The organism is Micromonospora parastrephiae (genome assembly GCF_016802865.1).
In the GTDB taxonomy this organism is placed as follows: Bacteria; Actinomycetota; Actinomycetes; order Mycobacteriales; family Micromonosporaceae; genus Micromonospora; species Micromonospora parastrephiae.
The window spans coordinates 1-5295 of the sequence record NZ_JAEVHM010000282.1 but is presented as its reverse complement, the minus strand read 5'-3'; the positions used below and the strand labels follow the sequence as shown (position 1 = coordinate 5295).

Below are 5295 nucleotides of genomic sequence, written 5' to 3'. Positions count from 1 at the left end.
GGGGCGTACCGTGCCGGCGGCCGGCGCACCGGCCGCCGGCGCAGCACCATCCAGGCGCTCGACCACGTTACGGCGGATCACGTTCTTGCCCGGCTCCCGCACCAGCTCCATGGCCGCCGCGTTGAGCAGCACACAACTGCCCGACGGGCCGGTCACCGTCACCGTGGCGGCCCGGTCGTTGTCCAGGTTGGTCACCCGCAGCCGGGTACCCACCGGGAAGCGGTCGCTGGTCGCCGCCGGTGCCCCGCCCTCCGCCGAGAAGGTGACCGAGCCGGAGCAGACGGACGACTGCGCCGGGGCGGTGCCGGCGAAGCCGAAACCGGTACCCACCGCCACGCCCACCGCGGCGAGTACCGCCACGCTCGCCGCCAGCACGTGCTTGCGCTGCACCCTCATCGCCGTTCACTCCCGCCCTCGGTGGTGTCCTTCACCGCCTGGTACGGATGGCAGGGCTCTACCGTTCAGCCGACACCGGCACCGATCGCGCAACGGACAGGTCCACCGGCCCGTACCGGGTGCGCGGCGCCCCGGTGATCAGCGCCCAGTAACGGTCTCCGTACGACCAGTGCCACCACTCGGTCGGATAGTTCACCAGCCCGACGCCGCCGAGCGCGTCCGCCAGGATCTGGCGGTGCCGGCGGGCGGTCGCGTCGACGGTGGGGGCGTCGGTGAAGCAGGCATCGGCGCTGTCCTCCGGGGTGGCGTCGACGGCCGTGCCCATCTCCAGCTCGACGCCCTCGTCCGTGCACAGGGTCAGGTCGACCGCACCGCCGGTGCTGTGCGGGGCCACGTCGACCGGCGACACGAACTTCGTGGTTTCCCGGTGCAGCCGCTCGGCGGACCAGTCCGGGTGGCGCCGGCGCAACTCCTCGCGGTAGCCGGTGAAGATGGCCAACTGCGCCCGGTACGGCCGGTACCCCTCGATGACCAGCAGGCGCAGCCCGCCGGGCAGCGCACGCTGCGCGGCCAGCAACCGGTCCGCGACACCGGCCCGCAGGTGGGCGTACGCCCCGGCGGAATCCGCCGCACGCCCGTCCAGCCGCAACTCCGGCAGGCCCCGCAGGTCCACCAACGGGTCGCCGTCGTCGGCGCTGGGCACCGCCGCCACCCGAGGGTCGGAGAGCAGGATCATCCGGCGCTCCGCTCGGCGATCGCGGACCGTTCCGCGTGCCGTGTACGGGCCAGCTCGACAAGCCGGTCCACCACCTCCCGGTAGCTGACGCCGGCCGCCGCCCACACCTTCGGGTACATGGAGTGCGCGGTGAAGCCCGGCATGGTGTTCAGCTCGTTGACGTACAGGTCGCCGGTGGCCTCGTCGTAGAAGAAGTCCACCCGGGCGAGGCCCCAGCCGCCGATCGCGGCGAACGCGCGCAGCGACAGCTCACGTACCCGCTCGGTCACCTCCTCGGGCAGCACGGCCGGGACGATCATCGGGTCGGCGTTGCCGAAGTACTTCTGCTGGTAGTCGAACCAGCCGCCGGCGACCCGCACCTCGCCCACCGGCGACGCCTCCGGCCGCCATCCGCCGAGCACCGCGCACTCCAACTCGCGGCCGGTCACCCCCTGCTCGACCAGCACGAGCTGGTCGTGGCGCAGCGCCTCCTCCACCGCGGCGGCGAGGTCGTCGCCGTGGTCGACGCGGGAGATGCCGATCGAGGAACCCATGCTGGCCGGCTTCACGAACAGCGGCCGGCGCAGCCCCACCACCAGCTTCTCCGGGTCGTCGGTCTCGCGGTAGGTCTGCGCGTCGAACGCCACCTGCGGCGTCACCGGGATGCCCTCGGCGCGCAGCGCCCGCTTCATCGCGACCTTGTTCATGCCGACGGCGGAGGCGAGCAGCCCACACCCGACGTACGGCACGTTCAGCGACTCCAGGAGCCCCTGCACCACGCCGTCCTCACCGAACGGGCCGTGCAGCACGGGGAAGATCACGTCCAGTTCGGCGTGCACCGCACCGGAAGCGTCGCCGGCGGAAACCTGCACGACGCCCGGGCGGGGGCCGGCCCGCAGGTCGACCGCCGGCCCGGTCACCGTCAGCCGGTCGTCGATGGCCCGCTCACCGGCCGGCCGGTCCCGCAGCTCGGCCAGCATCGCGTCGGGCATCAGCCGGAACCCGCCGCTGCGGGTGACGCCGATCGCCACCGTGCGGTACCCGCCGCCGGACAGCGCCCGGGCCACGCCGAGCGCGGACGCGCACGACACCTCGTGCTCCGCCGACGGGCCGCCGAACAGAATTCCGATCCGAACTGGCGCGCTCATGCCGCCACCCCTTCCACAGTCGTCACCTCGGCGCGCCGCTGGACCGTCAACCGGGCCACCAACGCCGCCTCCACGTTTCCGCCGGTCAGCACCACGCCGACCGTTCGCCGTCGACCCGCACCCGCCGCGGGGGCGAGCCGGAGCGCGCCGGCCAGCCCGGCCGCGCCGGACGGCTCGGCGAGCACCTTCAGATCCATCAGGAGCAGCCGGAACGCCGCCGCTATCTCGTCGTCGTCGACGCGGACGACGCCGCGCAACGCGGTCCGCACGATGGCGAACGCAGCTCACCCACGCAGGTCGGCCGCAACCCGTCGGCGATCGTGGCCGCCGGGGCGACCGGGACACGCTCGCCGGCCGCCAGGCTGCGGGCCAGCGAGTCGCAGCCCACCGGCTCCACGCCGTACACCTCGATGCCGGTGCCGGCGGCGGCCAGGCAGGCGCCCGCGACCCCGCCGCCCCCACCGACCGGCACCACCAGCGTGTCCAGCGGCGTGCCAGCGCGTTCGGCCTGCTCGATCAACTCCAGGCTGGCGCTGCCCTGCCCGGCGATCACGTCCGGATGGTCGTACGCGTCGACGACCGGGTGACCGGTCTCGTCACTGAGCGCACGGGCCATCGCCACCCGCTCCTCGACGTCGGTGCCCGCTGACACCACCCGCGCCCCCGCCGCCCGGGCCCGCTCGACCTTGGTCGGCGCCGCGTCGACCGGCAGCACCACGGTCGCCGCGAGGCCGTGCTGGCGGGCCGCCAACGCCACCGCCACCGCGTGGTTGCCGGTGCTCTGCGCGATCACCCCGGTGTGCCCGCTCGCGGCGAGCCGGCCGACCGCCCGCAGCGCGCCGCGCATCTTGTACGAGCCGCCGTTCTGCAGGTTCTCCGCCTTGAGCAGGACCCGGGCCCCGGCCAACTCGTCGATGACCGCAGACCGCAGCACGGGAGTACGGACCACCCGGCCGGCGAGCCACCGGGCGGCCTCCTCGACATCGGCCCGGACCGGACCGGTGGTGCCTGACATGGTTTCTCCTTCTTCGTGTACCGGATGGTCGGCGCGACCGGCGAGGTCCGCCCACACCACCCGCGTCGCGGGCGCGAGCCGTTTCGGGCACGTCACAGGCGGGATCCAGTGGTACGCGGACCCCGGGGTCGATCGGTGGGAGCGCTAGGTCGGATGGGGAAGGTGGACGTCGACGCACAGGCCCCCGTACTCGGCGGGCCGGGCCGCGATGATGCCGTCGTGCGCCTGGGTGATCGAACGGGCGATGGCCAGGCCCAGGCCGGCGCCGCCGCCGTGCGAGGTGCGGTCCCGGGCAAGCCGGCGGAACGGCTCGAACAGACCGGCCACCGCCTCGGCCGGCACGGGCTGACCGGTGTTGACCACGGACAGCGCGGGCACGCCGCCAACCGTGACGGTCAACGAGCCGCCCCGCCGGTTGTACTTGATCCCGTTCTCCACCAGGTTGACGACCAGGCGCTCCAGCAACACCCGCTCACCGACGACGACCCGGGGCGCGAGGTGGCTGTCGATGGTGACGCCGGCCTCCCGGGCGCTGTCCTGGTACCCGGCGAGCACCGCGCCGACGATCTCGTCGAACCGTTGCGGTATCCGCGAGCGCAGGCCCTGCTCGCACTCGCTGAGCGCGAGCAGGCCCTCGATGAGCCGCTCGTTGCGCTCGTTGGTCTCCAACAACTGGCCGGTCAGCAACTCCAGTTGCTCGGCGGTGAGCGACCGGGCCATGCCGACCTCGATGAGCGTCCGCTGCACGGCGAGGGGAGTACGCAGCTCGTGCGAGGCGTTCGCGGCGAATCGCCGCTGCCCCTCGTAGCCGGCGGAGACGCGTTCCATCATCTCGTCGATCGCCCGGGACAACGTTGCCAACTCGTCGCTGCCCTTCGGCCGGATCCGATAGCCGAGGTTCTGCGGGCCCAGGTGTCCGATCGGCTCGGCCAGGGCCTTGACCGGGCGCATGCACCACGCCGCACCGAACCAGAGCGCCGCCAGGGTGGCCAGGGTCACGATCAGCACCGCCACCAACGGCAGCACGAACGCGGTCCCGCTCGCCCGCCCGCACGCCCTCGTCAGACCGGGCAGCGGCACGGCACAGAGCGTCTCACCCTGGACCAGGATCAGCCCTGTCAGCCAGTGGCCGGCCGCCGGCAGCACCGGCCCGGCCAGCAACGCCAACAGGCCCACCAGCAGCACCCGGCGACGGGGCGTCCAACTCACGCCGGCCCGCCGAGGCGGTAGCCGGCCTTGGGCACGGTGTGGATGACCGGCGGGTCGCCGAGCTTCTTGCGAAGCGTCATCACGGTCACCCGTACCGCGTTGGTGAACGGGTCGACGAACTCGTCCCAGGCCTGCTCCAGCAACTCCTCGGCGCTGACCACCTGGCCGCTGGCGCGCAGCAGCACGTGCAGGACGGCGAACTCCTTCGGGCTGAGCGCCAGCGACCGGCCGTCGCGGGTGGCCACGTGCCGGGCCACGTCCAGCACCACGCCGTCCTGGGCAAGCACCGGCGGAAGCGCCGGTGTGGAACGGCGGCCGAGGGCCTGCACGCGGGCGACCAACTCGGCGAAGGCGAACGGCTTGGTCAGGTAGTCGTCCGCACCGAGGTCGAGACCCTCCACCCGGTCGCGGATGCCGGCGGCCGCGGTGAGCAGCAGCACCCGGGTGCCCGCGGCGGACCCGGCGATGCTGCGGCACACCTCGTCGCCGGTGTGCCCGGGCATGTCCCGGTCCAGCACGGCGACGTCGTACCGGTTCACCCCGATCCGCTCCAGCGCGCCGTCGCCGTCGTAGCAGACGTCGACGGCCATCGAGAGGCGACGCAGCCCTTCGGCCACCGTATCCGCCAACAACCGCTCGTCATCCGCCACCAGCACCCGCACGCTTCCACTCCCCCGTGGCTCGGCTTGCCCGGCACACCGTCGCAGACCGGGGTTAAGGGTTCTGTAAGCACCTGCCGAAGCCATCCTCCACGGCGCCACCCAGCGGGCAGCAACCACCCCCAGCCCAGGCCCCGCCCGCTTCGTCCCACC

6 protein-coding genes and 1 pseudogene are annotated in these 5295 nt (G+C 73.4%); all 7 read right to left on the bottom strand.

The features are described 5' to 3' along the window. A pseudogene (locus JNW91_RS29370) lies at positions 1-396 on the bottom strand (septal ring lytic transglycosylase RlpA family protein); the annotation flags it as partial. Positions 397-454: 58 nt separating this feature from the next. Next, positions 455-1132, bottom strand: coding sequence for a M15 family metallopeptidase (locus tag JNW91_RS29365; protein WP_203178757.1), 678 nt, complete (start codon positions 1130-1132; stop codon positions 455-457). Beyond that, positions 1129-2259, bottom strand: coding sequence for a D-alanine--D-alanine ligase family protein (locus JNW91_RS29360; RefSeq protein ID WP_203178756.1), 1131 nt, complete (start codon positions 2257-2259; stop codon positions 1129-1131). The genes JNW91_RS29365 and JNW91_RS29360 overlap by 4 nt, the downstream gene beginning before the upstream one ends. After that, positions 2256-2528: a pyridoxal-phosphate dependent enzyme gene (locus tag JNW91_RS33275; RefSeq protein ID WP_309244517.1), complete on the bottom strand. Its 273-nt coding sequence runs from the start codon at positions 2526-2528 to the stop codon at positions 2256-2258. The genes JNW91_RS29360 and JNW91_RS33275 overlap by 4 nt, the downstream gene beginning before the upstream one ends. Beyond that, positions 2480-3274 (bottom strand): threonine ammonia-lyase, encoded by a 795-nt coding sequence (locus tag JNW91_RS29355; RefSeq protein ID WP_255545325.1) that lies wholly within the window; start codon positions 3272-3274, stop codon positions 2480-2482. Before JNW91_RS29355 ends, JNW91_RS33275 begins: the two co-directional genes overlap by 49 nt. Positions 3275-3418: 144 nt before the next feature. Then, positions 3419-4483, bottom strand: coding sequence for a sensor histidine kinase (locus JNW91_RS29350; RefSeq protein ID WP_203178754.1), 1065 nt, complete (start codon positions 4481-4483; stop codon positions 3419-3421). Beyond that, complete coding sequence (locus JNW91_RS29345) at positions 4480-5145, bottom strand: response regulator transcription factor (RefSeq protein WP_203178752.1); 666 nt, start codon at positions 5143-5145, stop codon at positions 4480-4482. Before JNW91_RS29345 ends, JNW91_RS29350 begins: the two co-directional genes overlap by 4 nt. Between the last annotated feature and the right edge of the window lie 150 nt (positions 5146-5295).

Coding starts and splice junctions, on each gene's coding strand:
- JNW91_RS29360 (WP_203178756.1), bottom strand. CDS start 2,259: ATGAGCGCGCCAGTTCGGATCGGAATTCTGTTCGGCGGCCCGTCGGCG.
- JNW91_RS29365 (WP_203178757.1), bottom strand. CDS start 1,132: ATGATCCTGCTCTCCGACCCTCGGGTGGCGGCGGTGCCCAGCGCCGAC.
- JNW91_RS29355 (WP_255545325.1), bottom strand. CDS start 3,274: ATGTCAGGCACCACCGGTCCGGTCCGGGCCGATGTCGAGGAGGCCGCC.